We start from the raw sequence: 1,656 nt of genomic DNA on the forward strand, positions 1-1,656 counted from the left end.
TACTTAACCTGCTTGAGCTGCTCGATCGGGTCGCCGCTCTTGAGGATCGGGCCGCCAAAGCCGATCCAGTCGAGGAAGTCGTTGTAGGACTCGATCTTGGTGGTCTCGGCGCGGATGCTTTGACGCAGATCCCCCTCCGAGACGAAACTCAGCAGGAACAGCGTTCGCACAACGCGCCCAAGCTCGCGGAATGCCCGGTAGAGCCGGTTCTGCCGACTGTGGCTTCCGAGCTTGCGCAGGAGCATCGACGGGAGCACCTTGCCCGCTTGGATCGAGAGGACCACTTGCATCATGTCTTGCCAATGGGTCTCGATCAATTCCCAGCCGACCGTCCTGGAAAACAGCGGGTCGATATGGCGGTAGACAATGTCCTTGGCCGGGCGGTAGAAGACCGCGTCATTCCAGGTTCTCATCCGGGGCAGCAGCTTGATGCCGAGGAGGTAGGGCAGACCGAATACCGGCTCGCTCTGGCCATGGGTATCCGCGTGCACGCGATCGACCGCGAAATCGGAGCGGTCCTGCAACAGCCCATCGAGGATGTAGACGGCTTCCCAGACGCCACAGGCGATGAAGTTGCTGAACAGCGCGATGTAGGTCGAGGAGATGTGGTGGTACGCAATCCCGCCGTAACGCCCATACCGAATGTGCTGTTCGCCCAAGAGGTTGTTCCCGCGCAGCTCCATGTGCGTCCCGTCGGCGATCGCGACATTGGGGCGCCCCCAGAACCGCGGAAGATCGAACCGCGCGTACTCGTGAATGATGTCGCGCAACGCGGCCTCGAGCTTCTCGACGCTGACGTGTTGAGCGTTGATTCGGCGTAGGGAATGCCGGTCGATCGCCTCCGGCGCATGCCTCGCGGTTTGGCTCTCCCCGAGATTGCAGCCGAAGCCGAAAACGACGAACAAATTGCGTCTGGTGGCATCATCGAGCTTGGCATCCCAAGCCAACGGCTGCGCTCGGTAATCGGCGCAAGCCCCTGAACTGACGACGAACACGTCGCCGCTTTGCAGCGCCTCGGCCAGGTACATGAAGACGCAGAGCTCGAGCGCGCGCCTCCCGTGGAAAACCTTGCCGTTGACGTCCTCTCGGACAAAGGCCTGCCAGCGCTGGGAGGCGAAACCCACGTCGACGGATGCTGCCAACGCGCTGCGCCGACTTCCCTGGTGCTGCCGGACGACGACAAGGGCCTCCAGAAGGCGATGATCCCTGGTCGAAGACTCCAGTTGCAGCAGGTCGAGCAACCGGAACAAGGCACTGCGGTCGTGGCTGTGGATCGGCCACAGGAGCGGCAGGTAGTTGTTATCGTGGTAAGCCGTCACCGCGTGCAGCTGCCCGGAGAGCGCCTCGACGCCGCCTTGTTCGGCAAGCAGCTGACGGATCGTGTGGCCCACCGTCTGATCATCGCCGTCGTCACCTGCATGCTTCAGGACCGTCCCAAAAAACCCCGAGCAGCCTTTCCTCGGTCTCGCGTTGGTGGGCTTGGACGTCTTGCAGGCGTTCCACGGCCTTGTTGCGCGTTGCCAATAGGCACAACAACAAGGTGTGGCGTCGTCCCGGCCGGCAGACATCGCGCAAGTCGCCGGTTTCCAGGGCCGCGGCCGCGGCGGCGAACTGACGGATCTTGGTAGGCGTCATGCGCGCGAGCAGTGGCCGAGG

The 1,656-nt window shown here is 62.9% G+C and carries 2 protein-coding genes; both read right to left on the minus strand.

Going from position 1 to position 1,656, the window contains the following annotated elements; translation table 11 throughout:
• Positions 1-1,391: Tn3 family transposase (locus G3446_RS26605; protein ID WP_164456666.1), on the minus strand; the 1,391-nt coding region annotated here is incomplete at its 3' end.
• 19 nt (positions 1,392-1,410) lie between these two features.
• On the minus strand, positions 1,411-1,656 hold a 246-nt coding region (locus G3446_RS27800), incomplete at its 5' end, for a hypothetical protein (RefSeq protein WP_209262657.1).

It is taken from the genome of Thiorhodococcus minor (assembly GCF_010820565.1).
GTDB lineage: Bacteria > Pseudomonadota > Gammaproteobacteria > Chromatiales > Chromatiaceae > Thiorhodococcus > Thiorhodococcus minor.